This is a genomic window from Streptomyces sp. TRM70350 (genome assembly GCF_019219825.1).
Lineage (GTDB): Bacteria > Actinomycetota > Actinomycetes > Streptomycetales > Streptomycetaceae > Streptomyces.
The window spans coordinates 57,890-83,723 of the sequence record NZ_JAHUXH010000025.1; the positions used below are offsets into that span (position 1 = coordinate 57,890).

General features: G+C 71.8%; 23 protein-coding genes and 2 pseudogenes. 17 read left to right on the top strand and 8 right to left on the bottom strand.

The window, feature by feature from the left end; all coding sequences use genetic code 11:
* Positions 1–15: 15 nt before the first annotated feature.
* The 6 genes from KWI83_RS28820 (at position 16) to KWI83_RS28845 (ending at position 8,715) form a co-directional block, all read left to right on the top strand.
* Complete coding sequence (locus KWI83_RS28820; protein WP_256362943.1) at positions 16–2,655, top strand: lantibiotic dehydratase; 2,640 nt, start codon at positions 16–18, stop codon at positions 2,653–2,655.
* Positions 2,652–3,713, top strand: coding sequence for a lantibiotic dehydratase C-terminal domain-containing protein (locus KWI83_RS28825; RefSeq protein ID WP_218517320.1), 1,062 nt, complete (start codon positions 2,652–2,654; stop codon positions 3,711–3,713). The genes KWI83_RS28820 and KWI83_RS28825 overlap by 4 nt, the downstream gene beginning before the upstream one ends.
* Complete coding sequence (locus KWI83_RS28830; protein ID WP_218517321.1) at positions 3,710–4,831, top strand: M50 family metallopeptidase; 1,122 nt, start codon at positions 3,710–3,712, stop codon at positions 4,829–4,831. The genes KWI83_RS28825 and KWI83_RS28830 overlap by 4 nt, the downstream gene beginning before the upstream one ends.
* Before the next feature lie 50 nt (positions 4,832–4,881).
* Positions 4,882–5,802: an ABC transporter ATP-binding protein gene (locus KWI83_RS28835; protein WP_218517322.1), complete on the top strand. Its 921-nt coding sequence runs from the start codon at positions 4,882–4,884 to the stop codon at positions 5,800–5,802.
* A 73-nt stretch (positions 5,803–5,875) separates the two neighbouring features.
* Positions 5,876–6,631 (top strand): ABC transporter permease, encoded by a 756-nt coding sequence (locus tag KWI83_RS28840; protein ID WP_218517323.1) that lies wholly within the window; start codon positions 5,876–5,878, stop codon positions 6,629–6,631.
* A complete protein-coding gene (locus tag KWI83_RS28845; protein ID WP_218517324.1) occupies positions 6,628–8,715 on the top strand; it encodes a TOMM precursor leader peptide-binding protein in 2,088 nt (695 codons plus the stop codon). Before KWI83_RS28840 ends, KWI83_RS28845 begins: the two co-directional genes overlap by 4 nt.
* A gap of 101 nt (positions 8,716–8,816) precedes the next feature.
* On the opposite strand, the gene KWI83_RS28850 is transcribed toward KWI83_RS28845, so the two are convergent.
* Positions 8,817–8,993 (bottom strand): thiazolylpeptide-type bacteriocin, encoded by a 177-nt coding sequence (locus tag KWI83_RS28850; RefSeq protein ID WP_218517325.1) that lies wholly within the window; start codon positions 8,991–8,993, stop codon positions 8,817–8,819.
* 176 nt (positions 8,994–9,169) lie between these two features.
* Here KWI83_RS28850 and KWI83_RS28855 point away from each other — a divergent pair, with 176 nt between their 5' ends.
* Both KWI83_RS28855 and KWI83_RS28860 read left to right on the top strand, forming a co-directional pair.
* Positions 9,170–10,480: an amidohydrolase gene (locus KWI83_RS28855; protein WP_218517326.1), complete on the top strand. Its 1,311-nt coding sequence runs from the start codon at positions 9,170–9,172 to the stop codon at positions 10,478–10,480.
* Positions 10,474–10,734, top strand: a complete 261-nt coding sequence (locus KWI83_RS28860; RefSeq protein ID WP_218517327.1) for a hypothetical protein — start codon at positions 10,474–10,476, stop codon at positions 10,732–10,734. Before KWI83_RS28855 ends, KWI83_RS28860 begins: the two co-directional genes overlap by 7 nt.
* 38 nt (positions 10,735–10,772) lie before the next feature.
* On the opposite strand, the gene KWI83_RS28865 is transcribed toward KWI83_RS28860, so the two are convergent.
* Complete coding sequence (locus KWI83_RS28865) at positions 10,773–11,756, bottom strand: helix-turn-helix transcriptional regulator (protein ID WP_256362944.1); 984 nt, start codon at positions 11,754–11,756, stop codon at positions 10,773–10,775.
* Between the two features lie 233 nt (positions 11,757–11,989).
* On the opposite strand from KWI83_RS28865, the pseudogene KWI83_RS28870 reads away from it, so the two are divergent.
* A pseudogene (locus KWI83_RS28870) lies at positions 11,990–12,699 on the top strand (PP2C family serine/threonine-protein phosphatase).
* Positions 12,700–12,731: 32 nt separating this feature from the next.
* On the opposite strand, the gene KWI83_RS28875 reads toward KWI83_RS28870, so the two are convergent.
* The 4 genes and pseudogenes from KWI83_RS28875 to KWI83_RS40095 form a co-directional block, all read right to left on the bottom strand.
* On the bottom strand, positions 12,732–13,400 hold the full coding sequence (locus KWI83_RS28875) for a protein-L-isoaspartate O-methyltransferase (RefSeq protein WP_308122237.1): 669 nt from the start codon (positions 13,398–13,400) through the stop codon (positions 12,732–12,734).
* Between the two features lie 63 nt (positions 13,401–13,463).
* On the bottom strand, positions 13,464–13,889 hold the full coding sequence (locus KWI83_RS28880; protein WP_218517329.1) for an SRPBCC family protein: 426 nt from the start codon (positions 13,887–13,889) through the stop codon (positions 13,464–13,466).
* Between the two features lie 123 nt (positions 13,890–14,012).
* Positions 14,013–14,180: pseudogene (locus tag KWI83_RS28885) on the bottom strand (fumarylacetoacetate hydrolase family protein); the annotation flags it as partial.
* A 72-nt stretch (positions 14,181–14,252) separates the two neighbouring features.
* Positions 14,253–14,534 carry a hypothetical protein gene (locus KWI83_RS40095; RefSeq protein WP_218517330.1) on the bottom strand — a complete coding sequence of 94 codons (282 nt, stop codon included), beginning with the start codon at positions 14,532–14,534 and terminating at the stop codon, positions 14,253–14,255.
* A 6-nt stretch (positions 14,535–14,540) separates the two neighbouring features.
* Between KWI83_RS40095 and KWI83_RS39130 the strand changes: the two genes are divergently transcribed.
* From KWI83_RS39130 to KWI83_RS28910, 4 genes are all read left to right on the top strand, one after another.
* A complete protein-coding gene (locus tag KWI83_RS39130) occupies positions 14,541–15,257 on the top strand; it encodes a hypothetical protein (protein WP_308122238.1) in 717 nt (238 codons plus the stop codon).
* A 63-nt stretch (positions 15,258–15,320) separates the two neighbouring features.
* Positions 15,321–17,099, top strand: coding sequence for an FAD-dependent monooxygenase (locus tag KWI83_RS28900; RefSeq protein WP_218517331.1), 1,779 nt, complete (start codon positions 15,321–15,323; stop codon positions 17,097–17,099).
* 85 nt (positions 17,100–17,184) lie between these two features.
* The gene (gene miaB / locus KWI83_RS28905) at positions 17,185–18,714 is read left to right on the top strand and encodes a tRNA (N6-isopentenyl adenosine(37)-C2)-methylthiotransferase MiaB (protein WP_218517332.1); all 1,530 of its coding nucleotides are present in this window, start codon (positions 17,185–17,187) and stop codon (positions 18,712–18,714) included.
* Between the two features lie 45 nt (positions 18,715–18,759).
* On the top strand, positions 18,760–19,479 hold the full coding sequence (locus KWI83_RS28910; RefSeq protein ID WP_218517333.1) for a class III extradiol dioxygenase subunit B-like domain-containing protein: 720 nt from the start codon (positions 18,760–18,762) through the stop codon (positions 19,477–19,479).
* 191 nt (positions 19,480–19,670) lie between these two features.
* Here KWI83_RS28910 and KWI83_RS28915 read toward each other — a convergent pair whose 3' ends face one another.
* Together KWI83_RS28915 and KWI83_RS28920 are read right to left on the bottom strand one after the other, a co-directional pair.
* Positions 19,671–19,940, bottom strand: coding sequence for an antitoxin (locus tag KWI83_RS28915; RefSeq protein ID WP_218517334.1), 270 nt, complete (start codon positions 19,938–19,940; stop codon positions 19,671–19,673).
* 25 nt (positions 19,941–19,965) lie between these two features.
* Positions 19,966–20,238: a hypothetical protein gene (locus KWI83_RS28920; RefSeq protein ID WP_218517335.1), complete on the bottom strand. Its 273-nt coding sequence runs from the start codon at positions 20,236–20,238 to the stop codon at positions 19,966–19,968.
* Between the two features lie 218 nt (positions 20,239–20,456).
* On the opposite strand from KWI83_RS28920, the gene miaA reads away from it, so the two are divergent.
* The 4 genes from miaA to KWI83_RS28940 all read left to right on the top strand — a co-directional run bounded on the left by miaA (position 20,457) and on the right by KWI83_RS28940 (position 25,822).
* Positions 20,457–21,395: a tRNA (adenosine(37)-N6)-dimethylallyltransferase MiaA gene (miaA, locus tag KWI83_RS28925; RefSeq protein WP_218517336.1), complete on the top strand. Its 939-nt coding sequence runs from the start codon at positions 20,457–20,459 to the stop codon at positions 21,393–21,395.
* 108 nt (positions 21,396–21,503) lie between these two features.
* Positions 21,504–22,106, top strand: coding sequence for a hypothetical protein (locus KWI83_RS28930; RefSeq protein ID WP_256362955.1), 603 nt, complete (start codon positions 21,504–21,506; stop codon positions 22,104–22,106).
* 152 nt (positions 22,107–22,258) lie between these two features.
* Complete coding sequence (gene dapF, locus KWI83_RS28935) at positions 22,259–23,128, top strand: diaminopimelate epimerase (protein ID WP_218517338.1); 870 nt, start codon at positions 22,259–22,261, stop codon at positions 23,126–23,128.
* Positions 23,129–23,599: 471 nt separating this feature from the next.
* Positions 23,600–25,822, top strand: a complete 2,223-nt coding sequence (locus KWI83_RS28940; RefSeq protein ID WP_218517339.1) for a bifunctional (p)ppGpp synthetase/guanosine-3',5'-bis(diphosphate) 3'-pyrophosphohydrolase — start codon at positions 23,600–23,602, stop codon at positions 25,820–25,822.
* The last annotated feature ends 12 nt before the right edge of the window (positions 25,823–25,834 follow it).

Below are 25,834 nucleotides of genomic sequence, written 5' to 3' on the forward strand. Positions count from 1 at the left end.
AGGGGGGACCATCCGATGCCGTTCATGCTCCGGGTCGCCGGACTGCCCATCGACACCGTGCACGGCCTGCGCTGCCCTGACAGCCGCCGATGGGCGGACGACGTCCTCACCGCGACGCAGGAGTCGCACACCTCGGGGGAGGCCGTGGGCGATCTGCTGTACGCCCTGGTCGGCTCCACTGATGACGACGCGGTGCGGCGCAGGCTGCTGAAGCTGCGTCGCGAGGTGTTCAACAACCGGCTGCCCCAGGACGGCGCCTCCGCCCTCGCCCTGGTCCGGGGACTGGACCCGGTCGCGGGTGAACGCCTCGCCGCGTGGCTGGCCGGCCGGCGGCGGCTGGCGGCGCGGGAGGCCGAGGGCGCCATGCTGCTCGCCGCCGAGACCGGGCGCAGCCGCGCCGAACTGCGCCGTCTGGTGGGGGAGGAGCGGCTGCGCGCCGGGGTGCTGCTGGCCTCGCCCACGCTGGACGCGCAACTCGACGCCTTCGCACGGACGCCGGCGGACCGCCCCGGCAGGAAGCAGCGCAAGATCGAGCGCTCGCTGCTGTCGTACCTGTACCGGACGGTCTGCAAGACCAGCCCCTTCAGCACCTTCACCGGCGTCGCCCTCGGCGAGTTCGGCGCCGGCGGCCCGCAGGTGCGCATCGACGACGAGTGGACCAGCCACCCGCGGATCGGCGTGGCCGCCGTCGCCAGGCTCGCCGAGGCGGTGATCGCCGACCCCGCCCGCCGCGCCGATCTGCCGGTGGCGCCGGCCACCGGCTGGGGCCGGGACGACGACCGGGTGCGCTACGTGCGGCGCTGGGTGACCTCCGGGGACGACGACACCGCGGTCACCTTCGACGCCGTCAAGGACCAGCTGTTCTTCCTGCGCCGCAGCGGCACGCTGGAACGGCTGCTCGGCCTGTTCGAGGAGCGCGGCACCCTGCGCTACGGCGAACTGTCCGCCTGGCTCGCCGCCGACAGCGGCGCCCCGCAGGAGGAGGTCGAGCAGTACCTTCAGGTCCTGCTGGACCTGGGCCTGGTGCAGGTGCCCTGTCTGCGCACCGAGGTGCACGACACCGACCCGCTGCGGTCCTTCCAGGAGTCACTGCGCGCTCTGGCACGCCCCTGGGCCACGCGGCTGGCGGACCGCCTCGACGAGCCGGCCGACTGCGTCGACCGCTTCGCGACCGCGGACCCGGCCGAGCGCGGGGAACTGCTGGCCCGGCTGCGCGACGGGCTGCGCACCGCGCAGGAGGAACTGGGTGCGCAGCGGGCCAGGGTGCCGCAGACCGTGCTGTACGAGGACGCAGCCGCGGGCCGGGACGTCGTGCTCGGCGAGGACGCCTGGGCGAAACCGGCCGCCGCGCTGAACGCGGTGGAGCGGATCCTGCCCGCGTTCGACCTGACCCTGCCGCAGCGCATCACGTTCAAGGGATTCTTCCTCGCCCGCCATGGGCAGGGCGGGCGCTGCGACGACCTGCTCAAGCTCGTGCACGACTTCCACGAGGACTTCTTCGACCAGTACATGTCGTTCACGGCGGGCCGCACCTCGTTCGACGAGGAGGGCCGCTACGTACCGGAGGAGAACTGGCTGGGCCTGCCCCAGCTGAAGGCGCTCGACACCGCACGCCAGACCTTCGTGGCGCGGATGCGGGCCCTGTGGGACACGGCGGACGGGGCCGAGGAGATCACCGTCGACGAGGAGGCCCTCGCCGCGGTGGCGGACGAACTAAACGGTGTGGCACCGCGGTTCGCGCCCATGAGCCACCACCTCCAGCTCGCCGACGGCCCCGGGGAGCCGCTGGTCGTGCTCAACCGCTCCTACGGCGGACTGTCGTTCCCGTTCAGCCGGTTCACACACTGCTTCGACGGCCTGGCCGACCGGCTGCGCCGGGACGCGGAGGGCGTCCGGCCCGGCGACGCGGTCTTCGCCGAGGTCACCGGCGGTCCGGTCACCAGCAACCTCAATCTGCACGACCGGCTCACCGACTACGAGATCGTCTGCCCGGGCGAGACGGGCACCCTGCCCGAGGAGTTCTGCCTGCGCCTGGCGGACCTGTCCGTCGAGCACGACGAGGCGGAGGACCGGCTGGTGCTGCGCTCGGCACGACTGGACCGGGAGGTCGTCCCCGTCTACTTCGGCTATCTCGTGCCGCTCGCCCTGCCCGAGCTGCCCCGCACCCTGCTGTTGCTCTCCCCGACCTCGATGGCGCCGCTCAACGTCTGGGGCGGTGTCCCGGAGAGCGAGCCGGTGGACGGAGTGACCCGGCGTCCGCGGGTGCGCCACGCGAGCGTCGTGCTCAGCCGGCGCAGCTGGAGCGCACCGGCCACGGCGCTGCCGCTGCACACTCCCGGCACGCCCGAGGCGGAGTGGTTCCTCGGCTGGCACCGCTTCCGGCGGGCGCACGGACTGCCCGACCGGGTCTTCGCCACCGTCGCGGACAGCGGAGCGCGGGGCGCGACCGGCGCCAAGCCGCAGTACCTCGACTTCGACAGCCCGCTGTCGCTGACCGCCTTCGAAGCGCTGCTCAAGAGCCCCGAGGCCCGCGTGGTGTTCCGGGAGATGCTCCCGGACGAGAACGGTCTGCACGCCGTCTCCCGCCGTGGCCGCCATGTCGCCGAACTGGCGGTGGAGACCGCCGTCTCCACCCGACGGAGGACCACCTCATGACCACCACTGTCACGGCCGCCGGCGCATGGCAGGCGACGCACGTCTTCTACGCCGCCAACCCGCGCCCGTTGCTGATCGACTGCATCCGCCCGCTGGTGGACCAACTGGAGGCGGACGGGCTGCTCGCCAACTACTTCTTCATCAACTACTGGCTGGAGGGCCCGCATGTGCGGCTGCGCGTCAAGCCGGCCTCGCCCGAGGCCGAGGCGGAGGTGCGGCGCCGCACCGAACAGGCGCTCGACGCCTTCCTCGCCGCCCGCCCCGCGCTGTACGAGGTGGACTCGGGCTTCCTCAACGACTTCTACAACACCCTCTTCGAGATCGAGTTCCCGGGCAGCGAGCGCACCCCGTACCTGGACGACCAGGGGCGGATGAACCTGCGGCCCAACAACTCCCGCAGCGCGGAGCCGTACGAACCGGAGTACGGCAAGTACGGCGGCCCGGCGGGTGTCGAGCTGGCCGAGTGGCACTTCCGGCACTCCAGCGACATGGTCATCGACGCCTTCCGCACCAAGAACCTGCATCTGCGCACGGTCCTGCTCGGTACCGCGGCCCAGCTGATGATGGTGATGTCCGGGTGCTTCCTGCCCGACGAGCGGGAGCTGGCCGACTACCTGGACAGCTACTACGAGTTCTGGCACAAGGCGTTCCCCGGCACCGGTTTCATCGGCAGCGAGGAGTACGACCGTACCTACGCGGCGATGGCCCCCCGCCTCGCCGACCGCTTCGCCGGGGTCCGCGCCGCCGTGGGCCGGGGCGAGCCCGGACGGCTGCCGGCCTTCCTGGCGGGCTGGGCCGAGCACTGCGCCGAACTGCGGGACCGGGCCCGGTCGCTGGCGGTCGCCGGCGACCTCGTGTTCCGGTCCTGGGACGGCGAGCGGGAGGAGACGGTCACCGATCCGGCGGTGGCGCTGCCCCTGCTCCTCTCCCCTTACATGCACATGACCAACAATCGGCTGCACGTCACCATCCGGGACGAGGCGTACCTCGCGCACGTCCTGGGCCGCAGCCTGCGTGAGACGATCGCGGAGGCGGAGCCCACGGAGGCCGGCACATGAGCGCCCCGGCCTCCCGGGCGCAGTACCGCCCCGAGCTGAAGCCGGACGTGCTGGTCACCGACGCGCTGCTGCTCGGCGACCGGACCGTGCACCTGATCAAGGACACGGGCAGCGGCCAGTCCTTCAAGGTCGGTGCCAGGGAACACTTCCTCATCTCCCGGATGGACGGCACCCGCAACCTGGAGGAGATCGGCGCGGAGTACGCCCGCCAGTACGGACGCCGTCTGGCCGACGCCAACTGGCAGCAGCTGCTGCGGATGCTGGGCGCCCGCGGCCTGCTCGCCGGGGCACCGGCACCGGCACCGGCACCGGACCGGGCGCCGGCCGAGGCGGCGAGGTCCGAACGGCGGCTGCTGCGGGGCACGCTCCCGCTCGTCGCCGACGCCGACGCGACCGCCACCCGGCTGCACCGCGCGGTCCGCTCCCTGCTGTCCCCCTGGACGATGGTGCCGCTGCTGACCCTGGTGGCCGTCATGGAGATCGTCGCGGCCCTGCACACGGGCGAACTCGTCCTGGCCACCCGGGAGACGTTCACGAACCCGGTCCTGCTGACCGCGACGGGCGCCCTGCTGTGGCTGAGCACCGCCCTGCACGAGCTGGCCCACGGCGTGGTGGCCAAGCACTACGGAGGACGGGTCGCCGAGATCGGCCTGCGCTGGCGGCTGCCCTCGGTGATCATGTACTGCGTCGTCGACAACTTCCTCTACCTGCGAACACGTTGGCACCGGGTGGCCACGGCACTGGCCGGTGCGGTGGCGAACCTGCTGTTCCTGCTGCCCTTCTTCGCGCTCTGGCTGCTGGCACCGCTCGACCAGGCCACCCACGACGCCCTGGCGGCGCTGCTGTTCCTCGGCAGCGTCCAGGCGTTCGCCATGCTGGTCCCGCTTCCCCCGCTCGACGGATACAAGGTCGCCGCCCAACTGCTGGGCGCGACCGAACTGGCCGCGTCCAGCAGTACCTATCTGCGTCTGGCCCTCCGCCGCGACCCGGCCGCGGCCGGTTATCCGCGCCGCGCCCGCATCGTGTACACCGCCTACGGCCTGGGCAGCCTGCTCGTCCTCGGCGCGCTCGCCGCGGCCGTGGCGGCCGTCACCCACTTCCTGCTCACCGCGCCATGACCACCGTGACCACCGCGGGCACCAAGAGCACTACGACTGAGGAGAGTCCCATGACCCCCACCACCGCCCAGGATGACCCGGCCGTCGTCCTGGAGGGCGTACACAAGCGCTACGGAGGCATCCAGGCCGTCGACGACATCTCGCTGACCGTGGCACGCGGCGAGTTCTTCGGACTGCTGGGGCCGAACGGCGCGGGCAAGACGACCCTGGTCGAGATCATGGAGGGACAGCGGCAGGCCGACTCCGGCACGGTGTCGGTCCTCGGCGAGCGGCCCTGGCCCCGCAACGTCGGCCTGCTGCCCAGGCTCGGCGTGCAGACCCAGTCGTCAGCCTTCTTCGTACGGCTCACCGCCCGCGAGCACCTGCGGACCGTGGCCGCCCTCTACCGGACCGACCGGGAGGCGGCCGAGCGTGCCCTTGCGCGGGTCGGGCTGACCGAGCAGGGCGACCACCGGGTGGACGACCTGTCCGGCGGGCAGCGCCAGCGCCTGGCCATCGCCTCCGCCCTGGTCCACGACCCGGAGCTGATCTTCCTCGACGAGCCCACCGCCGCCCTCGACCCGCAGGCCCGGCGCGCCCTGTGGGAGGTGCTGCGCGACCTCAAGCGCGCCGGCCGGACCATCGTCTACACGACCCACCACCTGGACGAGGCCGAGGCGCTCTGCGACCGGGTGGCCATCATGATCCACGGCCGGATCGCCGCGCTCGACACCCCGCGGCGGCTGGTGGCGGCGGGCAGCCCCACCACCCGGCTCCTGGTCCCCGCCGAACGGCTGACCCTCACCGCGGCCCGGGCCATCCCGGGCGTGGACCGCGTCGTCCAGGAGGCCGACGCGATCGTGCTGGAGACCCTCGACTCCGGGCCGGTGCTGGCGGCCATCGACGAGATCGCCGGACTCCAGGGCGTCCAGACCCGCACCGCGAGCCTCGAAGACGTCTACCTCGAACTCACCGGCAGGGCCCAGTCGTAGCCCGGCAGGGGCCTCGGAGCGCACCCGGCCCCGACCGGCCGGACACCATCCACCGCAAACGGAGCACAGGACCATGAGCGCATACGCCGCGCTGAGCCAGGCCGGATACCGGGCCTACACGCGTGACAGGACCACCCTCTTCTTCACCTTCGCCTTCCCCCTCCTCTTCCTGGTCGTCTTCGGGCTGATCTTCCACGGTCAGGAGGTCGAGCAGAGCGGGAAGCCGTACATCAACTACATCGCCCCCGGCGTGCTGTCCTGGGGCGTTGCCAACGCCGCCGTCTTCGGCGTCGGCTTCACCCTCATGCAGTGGCGCCGCGACGACATCCTGCGGCTCATCCGGATGACGCCCACCCGGCTGCCGGCCGTCCTCGCCTCCCGCTACGTCCTCGCCCTCGGCGTCGGAGCGGTGCAGGCGGTGCTGTTCGTGGCCGTCGCCGTGCTGCCGTCCTTCGGGCTGAGCCTGTCGGGGAGCTGGCCGCTGGCGCTGCCCGTGCTGGTGCTCGGCATCACCGCCTTCCTGGCCGTCGGCGTCCTCGTCGGCTCGTACGCCAGGACCCCGGAGGCCGTCGCCGCGGTCGCGAACTGCCTGATGATCCCCATGGCGTTCCTGTCGGGATCGTTCTTCCCGCTCGACGCCATGCCGGACTGGATGCAGACCCTGTCCCGGGCACTTCCGCTGCGCTACCTCAACGACGGCATCTCCGCGGCGCTGACCGGCACCGACGCGGCAGGAGACATCGCCGTGGCCTGTGGCGTGCTCGCCGCCTTCGCCCTCGTCTTCTGCGCCGCCGCGCTGAGGACGTTCCGCTGGAGCGACAAGTCATGACGGCGACCGCGACGGAATCGGCCCCCACCGCAGGCTCCGCCACCGGAGCCTTTGTCGCCGACGTCCCCGCCGACGCGCCGCTGGAAGCGGGCCGTGCCGCGCTGCAGCGCGCGCTGTCGGCACGTCACGAGACGGAGCGCCCGGCGCGGGGCGGGCGGGACGCACAGGGCAGGGGTGTTGCCCAGGACGAGGGCGCCTGTGGGCTTCCCGCCCCACTGGTCGTACCGCTCGGTGCCGCCGACACGCTGGGCTTCGGGCACCCCGACCCGTACGCCGCGGTCCGGCCCGTGGCCACCGTCCAGCTGACCGCCCGCGCCGTGCTGATCGGCCCCTCGGGAGGGGAGGCGGGCAGTGCGGCATGCGGGCAGTGCCTCGCCATGCGCTGGCAGCGGCTGCGCAGCCGCTCCGAGCGAGAGGCCATGGAACTCGGCTACGAACCGCGCGGCGCAGCGCGCTGGCCGGTGTTCACCGACTACGCGGTCGAGGCGGTCTGGGCCGCGTACCGGGCCGTGTTCACCGGCGACCGCACCGCGTCGGACGCCACCGCGTCGGACGCCACCGCGTCGGACGCCACCGCGGCCGACCGCGCACTGCCGCGCGTCACCCGCGTCGACCTCGGCACTCTCGCCACCGCCGGCTTCCCGCTGCTGCCGGAGCCGCTGTGCCCGGCCTGCGTGCGACCGCGCCCCGACACGGCCGACGCCGCCCGGATGCGGCTGGGCCCGGCCCGCAAACCGGACCCCGACGGCTACCGGCTGCGGTCCCTGGACTCCTACCCCCTGCCGACCGCCGCCCTGGCCAACCCGGTCTGCGGCGCCCTCGGTTCGGACACCTGGATCAACCCCGCCTCCACCACGACCGCCCCGGTGGCCGGCACGAACTTCGTCCGCGGCTACGCCGGGCTCAACGACGTCACCTGGAGCGGACAGGCCAACAGCTACCGCACCAGCCGCACCCTGGCCTACCTGGAAGGTCTGGAACGGTACGCCGGCACCCACCGGCGGCGCGGCACCACCCCGGTCACCGGCTCGTACCACCAGCTCGCGGACCGCGCGCTGAACCCCGCGGAGTGCGGCTTCTACGCTCCGGAGACCTATGCGCGGGACCATCTCGTCAGTCCCTTCGATCCGGACCGGGAGATTCCCTGGGTATGGGGCCACTCCCTGCGCGACGACCGCCCGATCCTCGTTCCGGCAAGGCTCGCGCACTACGGCGCCGGCGTGGACGCCGACAACTTCGTCTTCGAGTGCTCCAACGGCTGTGCCACCGGCGGCAGTCTGGAAGAGGCGATCCTCCACGGCCTGCTGGAACTCATCGAGCGCGACGCGTTCCTGCTCGCCTGGTACGGCCGGGCCCGCCTCACCGAGATCGACCTGGACTCGTGCCGCGGCGGCACCATCCGGTCGATGCTTGACCGGGCCGCCCTGCACGGCTACGACGTGCACGCCTTCGACACCCGGATGGACCTCGCCGTCCCGGTCGTCACCGCCCTGGCGGTGAGGCGCGACGGCGGCTACGGCACCCTCTCGTTCAGCGCGGCGGCCGGTTTCGACCCGGAGCGGACCGTCGACTCCGCCCTCTCCGAGGTGCTGACCTACATCCCGCACCTGCCCTACCAGGTCGCCGAGCGGCACAGCGAACTGGAGGAGATGACAGGGGACTTCACCAAGGTGCTGCACCTGAAGGACCACGCCCAGCTCTACGGGCTGCCGGTGATGACGGAGCACGCCCGGGAGTACCTGGAACCCACGGCCCTTTTGCCGCTCGTGGAGTTGTACCGGGACTGGGAGGAACGGCGGCCACGCACCGGAGACCTCCTCGACGACCTGGGGCTGGTGCGGGACGAGCTGATACGCACCGGGCACGATGTGATCGCCGTCGACCAGACCACCCCCGAGCAGCACCGGATGGGGCTCCACACGGTCAGTACGACCGTTCCCGGCCTGCTGCCGCTCGACTTCGGCTGGAGCCGTCAGCGCGCCCTGCTGATGCCGCGGCTGCGGACCGGGCTGCGGACGGCGGGACGGCGTGCGGACGATCTGGGTGACGCGGACATCAAGGTCGTACCGCATCCCTTCCCGTGAGGGGCCGCCTTCGGGGGCGCTTCCAGCACACGCCAACGTCCGGCAGCCCCTTCCAGCGGGTTCGGCCGTGGAAGGGGCTGCCGATCAGGTCAGGCGCGTGATCAGGCGCTGCAGGAGGTGGTGCTGGTGGTGCTGGAGCAGGTCGACGTCGAGGAGGAGGACGTCGAACCGGCGAGGACGACCTCGGCCGCGTCCGAGTAGTCGGAGATCTCGAAGGTCTCGGCCTCCAGCTCCAGGATCTCGTCGGCGAGGGTGGCGAGCTCGGTCTTCGGGGCCATGGTGTGCTCCTTCGTCAGCGGGGCCCGCCGGCCTCTCCGGCGGTGTTCCCCTTGCGATGACTCCATCGCACAGGGGGCTGCTGTCAGATCGGCCCGGCGCTCGCTGTCAGTTCACTGACACCCCCTGACAGCGACCCGACAGCGGTCTGGAACACCCGGGCCGCACGCTCGCGAGCATGGGGCCCCGAGCCCGTGCGGGGAATGAGGAGGTGAGTACGGTGGACGGAACAGGAACAGCAGGCGTTCCGCGGGACGTGCTGCGGTCGGCGATCGAGCTCTACCTCGATCTGCACGCCCACCCGGAGCTCTCGGGCGCCGAGAGCCGCACCGCGGCCCGCCTCGCCCGCTGGATGGAGCGGTACGGCTGCACGGTCACGCGCGAGGTCGGGGGCCACGGCGTCGTCGGCGTCCTGCGCAACGGTCCCGGGCCGACGGTGATGCTGCGCGCCGAACTCGACGCACTGCCGGTCGACGAACAGACCGGCGTGCCGTACGCGAGTACCGTGCCGGGCGTCATGCACGCCTGCGGTCACGATCTGCACATGGCCGCGGCGGCGGGAGCGCTCGCCCAACTGGCCGGTGACCGTGCGGCCTGGAGCGGCACACTGCTGGTCGTCGGCCAGCCCGCGGAGGAGACGCTCACCGGGGCACGCGCGATGCGGGCGGACGGCCTGTACGAACGCTTCGGCACCCCCGAGGTCGTCCTGGCCCAGCACAGCGCCCCGCTGCCCGCGGGGACGGTGGCCCACGGGCGGGGGCCGCTGCTGGCGGGCAGCACGGCCATGGACGTGATCATCCACGGACGCGGCGGCCACGCCGGTGCCCCGCAGCTGACCGTCGACCCGGTGCCGGCCGCCGCCGCCGTCGTACTGCGCCTGCAGACGGTCGTGTCGCGGGAGACCGCACCGGCGGAGCAGGTCGTCCTGTCGGTCGGCTCGCTGCACGCGGGACAGCGGGGCAACGTGATCCCGGACGAGGCGGAGCTGAGCCTGTGCGTACGGGCCTTCTCCGACGCCGCACTGGACCGGGTCACGGCGGCCGTCGAACGGATCGTACGGGCCGAGTGCGCGGCCTCCGGCTGCCCCAAGGACCCCGAGTTCGTCGTCACCGCCCGTTCTCCCGTGCTGCTGCCCGACGCCACCACCACCGCGGCCGTCCGCCGGGCGCACGAGGATCTGTTCGGTGCGCATCGGGTGGTCGACTGGCAACCTGCGACCGCCACCGAGGACTTCCCATGGTTCGGCACCGAGGCCGACGGTGTGCGCACGGCCTACTGGATGCTGGGCGTGACCGGCGCCCGCCAGTGGCGAACCGCCCTGGACGGCGGCGCACCGCCGCCGTCGAACCACGCGCCGGACTTCGCCCCCGACCTGCGCACCGCGCTGCCGACCGGAATAGCGGCGATGACCGCTGCCGCCCGGCACATCCTGCGCAGGGCAGACACAGGAGAGCCGGACCTGCCGGACACGGGACGGCGGACATGCTGACGCCCGGTCACATCCGGAGGGCGGTGGAGGTCGTCACCGTCCGCCGGGACCGTTCGGCACCCTCCGGGGAGACCACGGTGGTACGGCTGCTGGGACTCCTGCCGGCCGACTGGTCCTGCACCTTCGATGTCAGCCCCGACCGGGTCCGGCTGTGGGTCGAGCCGGGCCGCGGAGGCGATCGGAACACGGTGCGGCGCGCGATGGCCGAGGTGCTCGCCGACACGGCCCTGTACGGCTGGTCCCAGGAGAACTGACCGGCTGACCGGCCGACGGTTTCCTGCCGGACGCGGCGTCAGATCCAGCCGCGCTCGCGTGCCAGCAGTGCCGCATGCGCCCTGTTGACGGCGCCGAGTCTCTCCATGAGATCGGCGACATAACGCCGGTAGGTGCGCACCGAAACCCCCAACTCCCGGGCGCCGGCTTCGTCCTTGCCGACCGAGCACATCAGAACGAGCACCTGCTGTTCGGTCTCCGACAGACCGGAAGCCGGGCCCGTGCCGTCCGTCGCCTCCCAGTACGCCAGGTCCTCGGCCTCCGCCCAGATCTTCTCGAACAGGGCGATGATGTTGACGACGATCCCGCTCTTGTGCGCCAGTAACGCACCGCGCGAGGTGTTCTGCGGATCCAGCGGCACCAGGGCGGCCGAGCGATCGTAGACAAGGATGCGCTCACTGGTGTCCTCGACCACTCGGATCACGGCTCCGTGGGAGGCCAGTTCCCGTAAGTAGTCGGCGGTCGGCCTGTCCTGCAAGGCCTTGCGCAGCACGACGTTGCGGATCCGTACCCCGCGGCGCAGACAGCGCAGGTCCAACGGCCGTGACCGCTCGATGTTCTCCGGTGACAGTCTTGTGTACGGCTCCACGGAGAGAATCTCGTCGCGGGCGAAGAAGGCCAGGCAGTCGATGCGGTCGCGGATCTCGGCGAGGCCCTCCAACTGCTCGATGCCCTGCGGGCAGGGACTGCGCGAACCCAGCTCCGCGCGCAGCCCGTCCACCATGTGCCGGGAGCGGGTGAGGCGCTGGAACTCCAGATGGAGGGCCTGCAGCCGCAGGTCCACCAGCCTGGCCAGCGCCACCTCCGGGTCTGTGGGGCAGACCGATCCGTCCGCGCCTGCGGGACTGAGCAGCCCCAGCTCCTGCAGCCGGTCCAGACAGACACGCGCCAGATCCGTGTCCATGTGCAGCCGCAGATGGATGTCATCCACGGACGTGTCCGGATGCCTCAGGAAGTGCCGGTACATCTCCTCTTCCGATGAGGACACGCCTAACACCGCCATCTCGTTGCTTCCCAAGCGGTCCCCCCGCGGTTGTGCCCCAGTTGGCCGCCCCGGTGGTCACCCGTAGTCAGTCTGCGGCCGCCCATGCGATGAACCACAGCCTAAACAGAACCTGCCGACCTCGAACATGTTTGTGCAGGAACTCTGTATGAACTCTGACGGGTGGTGCCGGGCCGCTGCCCGGCTGAAGCCCCCGCTCCCCATGAAGGAATCGCTCGCTCAGTCATCCCGGGCTGCTCCGCGACAGAACGAGGACAGCCGGGTGGTCGGCCCGTGGACCCTGTGCGCCACGGTGACGGAGAGTCCGCAGAGCCTGTACTTCCCGCTCGGGACGCCGCTGGTCGTCGCCGTCGCCGACGGGCTCGGCGGGCATCCTGGCGGCGACGTGGCCAGCGCGCTGGTCGTTCGCCGGATCGCGGCCATCGGCCCCGCCCTGAGCAGCGAGGACGCCGTCCGAGACGCCTTGAACGCCTGCAACCGCGCCGTGTACGAGGCCGTCGGCGGCGACGAGGGAAGCGAGCTCGCCGCCATGGGGACGACGGTCGCCGGCACCGTCGTGCAGCCCGGCTCGCTGCTGACGTTCAACGTGGGCGACAGCCGGGTCTTCGCCGCTTCCCGCGACGGGCTGCGCCAGGTGAGCGTCGACGACAGACCCCCGCCCGAACCCGGGCGGCGCACCACCTCCCTCGTCACCCAGTGCCTGGGCGGCAGCCTGGCCTGTCGCGCCATCCACCCCCACGTGACGGCCGGGTCCCTGTCTCCCGGCGACCGCTATCTCATCCGCACCGACGGCCTGACCGATCCTGTGCCGACGGACGTACTCGACGAGGTGATGCGGGAGCACGACGACGGCCGGGCGGCCTTCGAGCTGTGGAAGGCCGCCATCGCGGCAGGCGGCCCTGACAACATCACGCTGGCGATCGTGCGCGCCGAGGACGCGTAGGGAGGGAGGTCCGGTCGAGGAACTCCTCACAGCTACTCCGCCTCGTCCAGGGGGAATCCGTATCGCCCCTGCAACCGGACGAAGCAGGCCGGGGTCAGCACCCGCAGCCGATCCAACCCCGATGCGGTGCGCTCGAAGCACACCACCTGCTCGTGCCCGCCCGGCCCGATCGGCTGCACCAGGCGGCCGTGCCGCCGTACCTGTGCGACCAGCGGTGCGGGCACCTGGGGGAAAGCGGCCGACACGAGGACAGCGTCGTAGGGAGCCCGGTCCGGCACGCCGGCGCTGCCGTCGCCGACGCGCAGCTCCACGTTCCGCACGCCCTCACGCGCCAGGTTCACGCGAGCCTGCCGGGCTATCCCCGGCCGTACCTCGATGCTGACCACGTCCGCAGCCAGTCGGGCGAGCAGAGCGGTCTGAAAGCCCAGACCTGTACCGATCTCCAGGACGTGCTCGTGGCCACCGAGACCAAGGCCCTCGATCATCATGGCGGACAGCGAGGGCTGTGTGGTGACCTGTCCCTGCCCGATGGCGACGGGCACGTCCCGGTAGGCGGCAGCCACCTGACCGGCCGGGACGAATCCCGCCCGGGGTGTCGCCCGCACGGCCTCCAGCAGCCGCTCGTCCATGATCCCGGCGGCTCTGAGGGCCCGTACGAGATCGTCCGGTTCCTCGGCGACGGAGGGCAGAGGCTGTTTCACCAACGCGCTCCTTTCGGTGACCGCCGAGCGGGGCGGAACGGCGCGTCCGCATGGTTCTTCCGTTCACGCTCGTTCCAGGTACTCCTTGAAGTGCTCCAGATCGCTGCGGACGAGTCGTTCGATGGCGTTCGTCTGGGCGAACCCCTTCGGCCCGCCGAAGTTCTCCCGGACCGTGTCGGGGTCGTACTCCACCCGTGCCTGGATGCGGGTGGTGTTCTCGTCGACCGGCCGAACCGAGAAGGAACCCGTCAGCTCGGGCGCGCCCGTGGTGAGCCACTCCATCACGTGCTCGCCGCGGTCGGAGACCTCGGCCTCCACCTCCCGGGCCCGGCCACCTGCCTCCACGTTCAGATGCGCTCGGCCCCCCGCGTCCGTATGCGCGTCCCGCACTCCTTCCACGAAGCGTGGATAGTCCTCCACTCGGTGCAGCGTTTCCCAGGCCGTGTCGATCGGAACTCCGACGTCGACGTGCAGTTCGAGGGTGCTCACGGCCCACCTCCACGTGCAGCTCGTGACGCATGGCTTTCTGCTTCCAGTGTGCGCTTGGCAGGCGAGCGGGGGCGGGACTCATCCGTGAGAACGAGGGGCGGCTTGTCGCGCGGAACGCAGCTCGATCACGGCCGCCGGCTCCAGCTCCCGGTCCGGCTTCTCGGCCCAGGAAGGGAGCACGACATCGTCGTACGGGCCGGCGATGGTGGTCGGCAGGCCGATGAAGACGTAGGGGAGGCCCTCGGCGGCCCGGCGGTCCATGACCGCCGCCATCTCCGCCCGGGCCTCCTCGCTCCGCGAGACGATCGCACGGGTCGCGGCGCGGATGACACGGCAGCCGCTGGAGGGATGGCGGGGTGGTCGTCAGCGCGACGAGTGCTTCGGCCCGCCTTCCTCGCCCGCGAAGACGCGGAGCTGGAGGGCGAGGGTGGAGTAGTGGCCCACCAGGGTCGTCAGCTCGAACAGGCCACGCTCGCCGATCGCCGACACCGCCGTGCCGCACTCGTCGTCGCCCAGTGCACCCGAACGCAGCAGGGAGGCCGTGGTGCGCAGCGCGATCGTCTCGGCGGGGTCGGCGAGGTCCGGCAGAGTACCCGAGCGAAGGGAGCCGAGTTCCTCCTCGGTCAGACCGCAGGCGCGCCCCACGGCCTCGTGCGTCTCTCGCTCGAACGCGCCCCCCAGTGCGCGGCCACGAGGAGTACGGCCACCTCCCGGACGCGGTCGCTCAGCGAGGACTGGTGGCGCACCGCCGCGCCCACGGCCTGCAGCGCGGCCCCGACGTCCGCGATCCTCGGCCCGTTCCACGTGGCCGGGCCGCCCGCCGCGGAACACGGCAGCGACATCGCGGGAGACTGCACGGGCACGCCGATCTGGGCGGACATCCAGGTGACCGATCAGGAGGGCGAGCCGGTCTCCGGCGCCGTCGTGGACGTGTGGCAGTCCAACGAGGACGGCTTCTACGACGTCCAGCTCCCGGATCTGGACGGGCCGGTGCTGGGTGCCCGGTTCACCACCGGCGAGGACGGACGGTTCACGTTCTGGTCGATCCTTCCGTCCGAGTACCCGATCCCGGACGACGGTCCGGTCGGCAGGATGCTCTCCGCCGTGGGCCGCCACCCCTACCGCGCACCGCACGTGCACTTCCTGATCAACGCTCCCGGGCATCAGCCGCTGACCACCCAGCTGTTCGTCCGCGGCGGGGCCCACCTCGACGGCGCCCCCGGGCAGCGCGACGCTGTCTTCGGTGTCAAGGACGACCTGATCACGGACTTCGTCCGGCGCACCGGCCCCACGCCCGACGGCCGGCCGGTCGACGGCGAGTGGCGCCTGCTCGAGTTCACCTTCCGCATCGCGCCCCTCACGCACTGAGCACGCCCCGGGCACGGAACGCGCAATCCCCTGACGGGTTTTCACCGAGCTTTCGGAGACAGCATGAGCACGCCCGAGCAGTACGACACCGACGTCCTCGTCATCGGCAGCGGACCCGCCGGCGGCACCGCGGCCCTGCTGCTGGCGACCTATGGCATACGCACCCACCTGGTCACCACATACGGATGGCTCGCGGACACGCCACGCGCCCACATCACCAACCAGCGGGCCATGGAGGTCTTCCGTGACCTCGGGATCGAGAAGGAGGCGCTGGAGAAGGGAACGCCGAGCCACCTGATGGGCGACACGGTGTTCGCCACCTCGCTCCTGGGCGAGGAGATCGGCCGCATCCGTACCTGGGGCACCGGCGACGAGAGCCTGACCGAGTACGTGTCCCAGAGCCCGTGCGGGATGATCGACCTCCCGCAGACCTACCTGGAGCCCATCCTCCTGTCCAACGCCGCCAAGCGGGGCGCGGTGGTCAGACTGAACACCGAGCTGATCGACTTCGAGCAGGACGCGGACGGAGTGACCGCGCACCTGCGCGACCGGACCGGCGGAAACGAGCACACCGTCCGCGCCCGCTACATGATCGGCGCCGACGGCGGCCGCAGCATCGTCGCCGACAAGCTCGGCCTGCCCATGGAGGGGCAGATGGGCAAGGCCGGAAGCATGAACATCGTCTTCAGGGCCGACCTCACCCAGTACGTCGAGCACCGCCCCAGCGTCCTGTACTGGATCATGCGCCCGGGCGCCGACGTCGGCGGCATCGGCATGGGCCTGCTGCGCATGGTCCGGCCCTGGAACGAGTGGCTCGTCGTCTGGGGATACGACATCGACAACCCCCCGCCGAAGCTCACCGACGAGGCGGCGGCAGCGATCGTCCGCGACCTGGTCGGCGACGACGAGCTGGACGTGCGGATCGACAGCGCCTCCCTGTGGACGGTCAACCACGCCTACGCGACCCGGCTGCACGAGGGCCACGTCTTCTGCGCCGGAGACGCCGTCCACCGGCACCCGCCGTCCAACGGCCTCGGCTCCAACACCTCGGTCCAGGACTCCTACAACCTGGCCTGGAAGCCGGCGGCCGTACTCGAGGGGCAGGCCGGGCCCCAACTCCTGGACACCTACTCCGACGAACGAGCCCCGGTCGCCCGGCAGAGCGTCGAACGCGCGAACCTCTCCCGGGACCAGTTCCTGCCCCTCTTCGAGGCCCTCGGCGTCGTGGACGGGGACGAGGAGGGCATCGCCAAGGCGCTGCACGCGGCCCGGCAGCCGGACGCCCACGGGGCGAAGAAGCGGAGGGCCGTCCGCGAGGCGATCGAGCTGAAGCACTACGAGTTCAACGCCCACGGGGTCGAACACAACCAGCGCTACGAGTCGGCGGCTGTCGTCCCCGACGGCACCGTCGAGACGATCTCCCACGACGACGAACTCTTCGGACGCCCGACCTCGCGCCCCGGTGCGAAGCTGCCGCACGCCTGGCTCGTCGACCGCAAGGGCCGGCGCGTCTCGACGCTCGACCTGGTCGGCAAGGGCGGCTTCTGCGTCGTCACCGGCCTGGCAGGCACTGCATGGGCCGACGCCGCCGACACCCTGGCCCAGGAATTCGGTCTCGGCCTGCGCGGGGTCGTCGTCGACCGCGACGCGCACGACGCGTACGGCGCGTGGAGCCGCCGCGCGGAGATCGACGAGGAGGGCGTGCTGCTGGTCCGCCCCGATGGGTACGTGGCCTGGCGCAGGCCCGGCGGCGCCCCCGGCATCACCGAGGCGACCCGCCTGCTGCGGGAAGCGCCGGCGGCTGTGCTCTGCCGGCCCGCGCTGCTGCCCGCCGACGAGTGAGCCGGGAAAAAAGCTGCTGACCTGCAATGCGTGCCCTGCAGAAACGCTGGGGCAACGGTCTCCGGGGACCGCCTACCCTTGACGCATGACCAGCAGCAGCGACCGGAGCCCGGCAGTGGACGTTCGATCATCCAAGACCTATGAAATTCGCACCTACGGGTGCCAGATGAACGTCCACGACTCCGAGCGATTGGCCGGGCTGCTGGAGGGCGCGGGGTACGTCCGCGCCCCCGAGGGCTCCGACGGCGAGGCGGACGTCGTCGTCTTCAACACCTGCGCGGTACGGGAGAACGCCGACAACCGGCTGTACGGCAACCTCGGCCACCTCGCCCCGAAGAAGGCCCGGCGGCCCGGCATGCAGATCGCGGTCGGCGGCTGCCTGGCGCAGAAGGACCGCGACACCATCGTGAAGAGGGCGCCCTGGGTGGACGTCGTCTTCGGCACGCACAACATCGGCAAGCTGCCCGTCCTGCTGGAACGCGCGCGCGTGCAGGAGGAGGCGCAGGTCGAGATCGCCGAGTCGCTGGAGGCGTTCCCGTCGACGCTGCCGACGCGCCGCGAGAGCGCGTACGCGGCATGGGTGTCGATCTCCGTCGGCTGCAACAACACCTGCACCTTCTGCATCGTCCCGGCGCTGCGCGGCAAGGAGAAGGACCGCCGCCCCGGCGACATCCTCGCCGAGGTCGAGGCCCTCGTCGCCGAGGGCGTCTCCGAGATCACCCTGCTCGGCCAGAACGTCAACGCCTACGGCAGCGACATCGGCGACCGCGAGGCCTTCAGCAAGCTGCTGCGGGCCTGCGGCAGGATCGACGGCCTGGAGCGGGTCCGCTTCACCTCGCCGCACCCGCGCGACTTCACCGACGACGTCATCGCCGCCATGGCCGAGACGCCGAACGTGATGCCGCAGCTGCACATGCCGCTGCAGTCCGGCTCGGACACGGTCCTGAAGGCGATGCGCCGCTCGTACCGCCAGGAGCGCTACCTGGGGATCATCGACAAGGTCCGCGCCGCCATCCCGCACGCGGCGATCACCACCGACATCATCGTGGGCTTCCCCGGCGAGACCGAGGAGGACTTCGAGCAGACCCTCCACGTGGTCCGCGAGGCCCGCTTCGCACAGGCGTTCACGTTCCAGTACTCCAAGCGGCCCGGCACCCCGGCCGCCGAGATGGACCACCAGATCCCCAAGGAAGTCGTCCAGGCACGCTACGAGCGTCTCGTCGCCCTCCAGGAGGAGATCTCCTGGGACGAGAACAAGAAGCAGGTCGGCCGCACCCTGGAGCTGATGGTCGCCGAGGGCGAGGGCCGCAAGGACGGCACCACCCACCGCCTCTCCGGCCGCGCCCCCGACAACCGCCTGGTCCACTTCACCAGGCCGGAGCAGGAGGTACGCCCCGGTGACGTGGTCACGGTCGAGGTGACGTACGCCGCCCCGCACCACCTCCTCGCCGAGGGCCCCGTCCTCGACGTGCGCCGCACGCGCGCGGGCGACGCCTGGGAGAAGCGCAACGCCGCCGAGGCGGCCAAGCCGGCGGGCGTGCTGCTCGGCCTGCCGAAGGTGGGCGTCCCGGAGCCGCTGCCGGTGGCTTCGGGCAGCGGTTGCGGCTGCGACTGAGCTCGGCTCGCTGATCGAAAGGGCCGCGGGGTTACGCTCCCGATCATGCTTGTCGCCGCCGCAGTCTGCCCTTGTCCGCCGCTTCTCGTGCCCGCGGTCGCCGCGGGTGCCGCACCCGAGATGGACGCCGCCCGTGCCGCGTGCACGGACGCGCTGGGTGTGCTCGCCGCCGCCCGGCCCGACCGGCTGGTCGTCGTCGGGCCCACACGGCAGGGCGAGGTCGAGACCTACCCGGAGGGCACCCACGGCTCGTTCCGCGGCTTCGGCGTCGAGGTCGACGTGCGACTGGGCCGCGAAACGGCGGCCGAACGGGACGTGCGGCGGGCGCTGCCGCCGTCGCTCGCCGTCGCCGCGTGGCTGCTGGACCGCACCGGCTGGTCGGATCCCCCGATCGAGGGACTCGCCGTAGGGGAACCTCTCCCGCCCGAGCGGTGTATTCAGATCGGTAGGGACATCACCGCCGGGCCCCAGCGGGTGGCGCTGCTGGTGATGGGCGACGCCAGCGCGTGCCGCACGCTGAAGGCGCCGGGCTATCTCGACGAGCGGGCGGAGCCGTTCGACGCGGCGGTCGGGCGTGCGCTGGGGGCGGCGGACCTCACGGCCCTGGAGGCGCTCGATGTGGAACTGGCGCGCCAACTGATGGTGTCGGGGCGCGCGCCCTGGCAGGTGCTCGCGGGTGCGGCCGCGGGCGCCGGACTCGGCGGTGCGCTGCTGTACGAGGACGCGCCGTACGGGGTGGGGTACGTGGTGGCGGCCTGGTCGTAGGGGCGGGGACGGGTGGGGGAGGGGGGGAGGCGAGGGGAGGGGAGGCCCCCCGAAACCCGGAAGCGGCGGACGGCCGGGAGCGCTGTGCTCCACGGCCGCCCGTTCGTGCCGTACGCCGCCCTGGTCTGCGCTTGCCGTCGGCTCCGTGTCAGCTCGCCGTCAGCTCTGCCGTCAGTGCTGCTGTCGGCTGTTCAGGAGGCGGGCGGCGGGCCGCTCGGCGGCGTGGTGGCGCCGCCTCCCGTGTCCCTTTCGTCCTGGTGCGCGAGCCGGTCCACGGCGCCCTTCGCCTTGTCGGTGCCCGAATGGATCTTGTTGCTGTACTTGCCCTTGGTCCGCTCGTCCACCACCTTCGCGGCCTTGTCGATGCCGTGCTGGATCTTGTCCTCGTGCCGCTGCGCGAGGTGGGACACCTTGCCCTTGGCAGGGGCGAGCTTGGCCTTCAGATTGTTGAAAAGACCCATGGTTCACCTTTCCCTCGCGGGACTGCTACGTCCGGGCGCTTTCGTCGGCCTCACTGTCGGCGGCCTTGCCGGGGGACTGCTGCTGGGGAATCTCGACGGCCTCCGGGGCGTCGCCCTCCTCGCCCTCCTTCACCGCGGCCGGCTCCGTCCCGGCCCCGGCGTCGGTCTCGCCGGATCCCTTCGCTTCCGCAGCCCCGTCCGCCTCGGAAGCGGCCGACGGCTTGTCGGCCTGGGCCTCAGCGGTCGACGCCTCCTCCTTGGTCTTCGACCTGCGGAGAAGTCGTGCAAAAACGCCCATATCAACTCCATACGTTACTCGTGCGGGCGAAATCCCGCGTCGCTGTGGGGTCCCCTTTCCGGGCGAAGCCGAGGAGCTCGGAGAGCGTCCGATTGCCTCGCCCGGGTCGCCGCTTCGGAGAACCGGCGGCGTGAACCACGCAACGGGCAACGACTCCGGGTCGCCACCGTCACGTAACTCGTTCGAGGGCGGGGTGGGAGGTTTGCGAGACTGGTCCGGTGAGCAGCGCACTTCCCGCCCCCCGAGTCATCGCCGTCGTCGGACCGACCGCGGCCGGAAAGTCCGATCTGGGTGTTCACCTGGCTCAGCAGCTCGGTGGGGAGGTCGTCAACGCCGACTCCATGCAGCTCTACCGGGGGATGGACATAGGCACCGCCAAGCTGACGCCTGAGGAGCGCGCCGGTGTCCCGCACCATCTGCTGGACATCTGGGACGTGACGGTCACGGCCTCCGTAGCCGAGTACCAGAGGCTCGCCCGGGAGCGGATCGACGCCCTGCTCGCCGAGGGGCGCTGGCCGATCCTGGTCGGCGGCTCCGGACTGTACGTCCGTGGGGCCGTCGACAACCTGGAGTTCCCCGGCACCGACCCCGAGGTCAGGGCCCGGCTGGAGGAGGAGCTGACACTGCGCGGCCCCGGCGCGCTGCACGCCCGCCTCGCCGCCGCCGACCCCGAGGCCGCGCGGGCGATCCTGCCCAGCAACGGCCGCCGTATCGTCCGGGCACTGGAGGTGATCGAGATCACCGGCATGCCCTTCACCGCCAACCTCCCGGGCCACGACTCGGTCTACGACACCGTGCAGATCGGCGTCGACGTGGCGCGTCCCGAGCTCGACGAGCGCATCGCGCGCCGGGTGGACCGGATGTGGGAGGCCGGGCTGGTCGAGGAAGTGCGCGCACTGGAGGCGCAGGGGTTGCGTGAGGGGCGTACGGCATCGCGCGCGCTCGGCTACCAGCAGGTGCTCGCGGCGCTCGCCGGTGAGTGCACGATGGAGGAGGCCCGGGCCGAGACCGTCCGGGCCACCAAACGCTTCGCGCGCCGTCAGGATTCATGGTTCAGGCGCGATCCGCGGGTGCATTGGCTCAGTGGGGCCGCGGCGGACCTCACGGAACTTCCGCGGCATGCCCTGGCGTTGGTGGAACGACCGGTTACAGCCTGATCACGTCATGGCATCGGGACGCTCCGGCCGTCATCCGGGCCTGCGGTGCCGTGCCATCATCGAGCTTCGATCGACCAAGTGGAGTCCTAGTTGGGAGGGCGCGTGGCGATGGAGGCCGGCCCTCGCGACACCGCACAAGGCGCTGAGCACGCCACCACCGGGAGTGGTGAAAGGGAGCGGGACGACGAAGGTCGTCCGAGCGTCGGCGGGGAGGGCCGTCTGAGTCCGGACGGGGACGGTCGTCTCAGCCCTGGCCCGGACAGCCGTCCGAGTTCCGACGAGGACGCTCGTCTCAGCCCTGACGGGCCCGACGAGGCGCCGGACGGTGTGACCGACGACGGTCCCGAGCCGGACGAGATGTTCGTGAGCGGCCCCGAGGTCGAGGTCGAACTGCGCCCGCAGCGCAGGCTGCGGCTGTGGCAGCTCGCGCCGATCGTGGGCCTGGCCGCGGTGGGCTCCCTGATGTTCGCGTTCCCGCTGGCCTTCGACTTCGGCGACAGTGGGGCCGTGATCGCCATGCTGGGGCTGCTGATCTGCTCCTGCGCGGCGGGCTGGGGCATGATGGCCGCCCGCAAGGTCGGCTACACCTGGCCGGGGCTGCCGCAGCGGGGGTCGGGGCGACGGCCGGACTGGCGGGTGGTGCTCGCGTACGTGGTCGTGGTCGCCGCGGTGGTGGTGCTGGCGGTGTGGCGGGTGGCTCGGCTGCGCTGACGCCGGGGTCGCCGTGGGGCAAGTGCCTGGTGAGGGCCGGTCCGGTTTGCGGGGCACGTGCCCGCTGACGCCTGGGTTCGCTGTGCGGGGGTGCGGGCGTCCGCCGACGCCCGGCGCGATGACGTGTCGTAGCCACCCCGTACGATCGAGGAATGAGCACGCGGATCGCCTTCCTCAAGGGTCACGGCACCGAGAACGACTTCGTGATCGTCCCGGACCCCGAGAACGCCATCGACCTGACCCCGGCCGCCGTCGCCGCCCTGTGCGACCGCCGCGCAGGGATCGGCGGTGACGGCCTGCTGCACGTCGTGCGGTCCGCCGCGCACCCCGAGGCCAAGGAGATGGCGGCGGAGGCGGAGTGGTTCATGGACTACCGCAACGGCGACGGATCGATCGCCGAGATGTGCGGCAACGGCGTGCGGGTCTTCGCCCGCTACCTCCAGCGCGCCGGTCATGTGGCCGAAGGGGACATCGCCGTCGCCACGCGCGGGGGCGTGAAGACCGTGCACCTCGCCAAGGACGGTGACGTCACCGTCGGCATGGGCAGGGCGCGGCTCCCCGAGGGAGACGTCACGGTGAGCGTCGGCGAGCGCAGCTGGCCCGCGCGGAACGTGAACATGGGCAACCCGCACGCCGTGGCGTTCGTGGACGACCTCGCGGACGCCGGTGACCTGCTCTCCCCGCCGCCGTTCAGCCCGGCCGCGGCCTACCCGGACGGCGTGAACGTCGAGTTCGTGGTCGACCGCGGTCCCCGGCATGTGGCGATGCGCGTGCACGAGCGCGGCTCCGGCGAGACCCGCTCCTGCGGCACGGGCGCGTGCGCCGTCGCCGTGGCCACGGCCCGCCGCGACGGCGCCGACCCGGCGGTCACCGGCACTCCGGCGACGTACACCGTGGACGTCCCGGGAGGACGCCTGGTGATCACCGAACGCCCCGACGGCGAGATCGAGATGACCGGCCCGGCGGTGATCGTCGCCGAGGGCGAGATCGACGCGGAGTGGCTTGCGGGTGTGGTCGGCTGACGGGGGAGCCCAGGCCTGTTCGGCTGACGGTGGATCGACCTCCCCGGTGTGGTCGGCTGACGGTGGATGGACTTCCTGGGTGTGGTCGGCTGACGGGGGATTGCCTTCCCAGTGTGGTCGGCTGACGCGGGAGCCCAGGTGTGGTCGGCTGGCGGTGGATCGTCCTGCCCGGTGTGGTCGGCTGGCGGTGGATCGGCTTCCCGGTGTCGCGGCTGACGGGTGATGAGATTTCCGGGCGCGGCCTGCCAAGGCCCATACCCGGCCGCCCCAGTTCATGCCGCGCCCGGCCATAAACATCCAAACCGTCGCTCGAATGGGTGATCCGTTTCACGCTGGGCGGGAGGCGGTCAGGTGCGCGTGGTCCGCTCGATAGCATCAAGCACCGGCCCGGACGGGGCAGAAGTCGCCAACCCCTGAGCCGTGTCCGCCATGGGGCACCCCGTTCGCCGGTCCACGCAGCCGGAGGTGCCCATGAGTGCGGAGGCCACGAACCCTGCGACCCCAGGTGCTGTATCGGGCCCGATGACAGGCCCCTCGCCCTCGACAGTGCCCCGCAGAAGGTCGCTCCCCAGGATCGACCTGCGCCGGCTGGGCCGCGCCGCGCTGCTCGGTTCCGCCACCCGCGACCGGCTGCCCGACGCCATCGGCCACGTGGTCGACGCGCATCGCGCCCACCACCCCGACGCCGACCTCGAACCCCTGCGCCGCGCCTACGTCCTGGCCGAGTCCTCGCACCGCGGCCAGATGCGCAAGAGCGGCGAGCCGTACATCACGCACCCGCTCGCGGTTACCCTCATCCTCGCCGAACTCGGCGCCGAGACCACCACCCTGACGGCCTCTCTCCTCCACGACACCGTCGAGGACACCGACGTGACCCTCGATCAGGTGCGCGAGCAGTTCGGCGAGGAGGTCCGCTACCTCGTCGACGGCGTCACCAAGCTGGAGAAGGTCGACTACGGCGCCGCCGCCGAGCCCGAGACCTTTCGCAAGATGCTCGTCGCCACCGGCAACGACGTCCGGGTGATGTCGATCAAACTCGCCGACCGGTTGCACAACATGCGCACCCTCGGCGTGATGCGCCCCGAGAAACAGGCCCGCATCGCCAAGGTCACCCGGGACGTCCTCATCCCGCTCGCCGAACGGCTCGGCGTCCAGGCCCTCAAGACCGAACTGGAGGACCTGGTCTTCGCGATCCTCCACCCGGAGGAGTACGAACACACCCGCCGGTTGATCGCCGAGAACGCGGCCCGCCCCGACGACCCGCTCGCCAAGATCGCCGACGAGATGCGCGCCGTACTCAATGAGGCCGACATCCCCTCCGAAGTCCTCATCCGCCCCCGGCACTTCGTCTCCCTGCACCGCGTCTCCCGCAAGCGCGGCCGACTGCGCGGCTGCGACTTCGGCCGACTGCTGGTGCTGGTGAACGAGGACGCGGACTGTTACGGCGTCCTGGGTGAGCTGCACACCTGTATGACGCCCGTCGTCTCGGAGTTCAAGGACTTCATCGCCGTACCGAAGTTCAACCTGTACCAGTCGCTGCACACCGCCCTCGCCCGCCAGGACGGCCAGGTCGCCGAGGTCCTCATCCGCACCCACCAGATGCACAAGGTGGCGGAGGCCGGTGTCATCGCGCTCGGCAACCCGTATGCGCCGCCCGCCTCCGACGACCCGGCCGACGGCGAGCGCGCCGACCCCACCCGCCCCGGCTGGCTCTCCCGGCTCCTCGAATGGCAGCGGGCCGCGCCCGATCCCGACACCTTCTGGTCCACCCTGCGGGAGGACCTCGCCCAGGACCGCGAGATCACCGTCTTCCGGCCCGACGGCGGCACCCTCGGCCTGCCCGAGGGCGCGAGCTGCGTGGACGCCGCGTACGCGCAGTACGGCGAGGACGCGCACGCGTGCATCGGTGCCCGCGTCAACGGCCGCCTGGCGACGCTGAGCACCGTCCTGAAGGACGGCGACACCGTTCAGCTCCTCATGGGCCAGGACCCCGCCTCGGAGCCCTCCAGGGAGTGGCTGGAACACGCCCACACCCCGGCCGCCCGGATCGCCATCCAACGGTGGCTGGCGACGCATCCCACGCCTACGGAGACTGATGGGCCGCAGGCGGCGGAGACGGGCTTGAGGGACGCCGGGGAGCAGAGGAGCGCCAGGGGCGTGGAGCCGAGCCCCGGAGGCGCCACCGACGGCCCCGCCCCAGGTCCCATCTGGGCCCCTACTGCCCCGGCAGCCTCCCCTTCCACCGACGCCGTGGTCGTCGACCGCCCCGGCGCGAGCGTCCGGCTGGCCCGCTGCTGCACGCCCGTACCGCCCGACGAGGTCACCGGCTTCGCCGTGCGCGGGGGAGTGGTGACCGTCCACCGCGTGGAATGCGCCGCGGTGGCGCGGATGAAGAGCGCGGGGCGCGCGGAGGTGAGCGTGCGCTGGGGGGAGGCGACGGAGTGCCGGGTCACGCTGGTCGCTGAATCGTTCGGCCGCCCCCACCTCCTGGCCGACCTGACCGAGGCCATCGCCCTGGAGGGCGCCGAAATCGTCTCGGCCACCGTCGAACCCCCGACTCAGCAGCGCGTACGCCACACCTACACCCTCCAGCTCTCGGACGCCGCCCACCTGCCCGCCCTCATGCGCGCCATGCGGAACGTGGCCGGGGTGTACGACGTGAGCCGGGCGCAGCATCACGTGTCGGCGTGGTGAGGGAGGAGCGCG